A 998-nucleotide genomic window follows, 5' to 3' on the forward strand; every position below is an offset into this window, starting at 1 on the left:
TCCTGGGAGGACCTGCCCGAGGACATCAAGAACACGTACGACAAGCTCGGCATCCCCGAGGCGGAGAAGCAGCGCCTCGTCGCCGGTGTCGCGGCCCAGTACGAGTCCGAGGTCGTCTACCACCAGATCCGTGAGGACCTGGAGGAGCAGGGCGTCATCTTCCTCGACACCGACACCGCGCTGAAGGAGCACCCGGAGCTCTTCAAGGAGTACTTCGGCACCGTCATCCCGGTCGGCGACAACAAGTTCGCGTCGCTGAACACGGCCGTGTGGTCCGGCGGCTCCTTCATCTACGTCCCGCCGGGCGTCCACGTGGAGATCCCGCTCCAGGCCTACTTCCGTATCAACACGGAGAACATGGGCCAGTTCGAGCGGACCCTGATCATCGTCGACGAGGGTGCCTACGTGCACTACGTCGAGGGTTGTACGGCCCCGATCTACAAGTCGGACTCGCTGCACAGCGCCGTGGTCGAGATCATCGTCAAGAAGAACGCCCGCTGCCGCTACACGACCATCCAGAACTGGTCGAACAACGTCTACAACCTGGTCACCAAGCGTGCCGTCGCCTACGAGGGCGCCACCATGGAGTGGATCGACGGCAACATCGGCTCCAAGGTGACGATGAAGTACCCGGCCGTCTACCTGATGGGCGAGCACGCCAAGGGCGAGACGCTCTCCATCGCCTTCGCGGGCGAGGGGCAGCACCAGGACGCCGGCTCCAAGATGGTCCACATGGCGCCGAACACCTCCTCCAACATCGTCTCCAAGTCGGTGGCGCGCGGCGGCGGCCGTACCTCCTACCGCGGTCTGGTCGAGATCGGCGAGGGCGCGCACGGCTCCAAGTCCAACGTGCTGTGCGACGCGCTGCTGGTCGACACCATCTCCCGCTCGGACACCTACCCCTACGTGGACGTCCGCGAGGACGACGTGTCCATGGGCCACGAGGCGACCGTCTCCAAGGTCTCCGAGGACCAGCTCTTCTACCTGATGAGCCGCGG

Annotated in this window: 1 protein-coding gene; it reads left to right on the forward strand. The window is 64.8% G+C overall.

The window, feature by feature from the left end; genetic code table 11:
• Positions 1-998: Fe-S cluster assembly protein SufB (gene sufB / locus G6W55_RS37805; RefSeq protein ID WP_175525083.1), on the forward strand; the 998-nt coding region annotated here is incomplete at both ends.

This window comes from Streptomyces sp. CAI-85, from assembly GCF_013363615.1.
In the GTDB taxonomy this organism is placed as follows: Bacteria; Actinomycetota; Actinomycetes; order Streptomycetales; family Streptomycetaceae; genus Streptomyces; species Streptomyces antibioticus_B.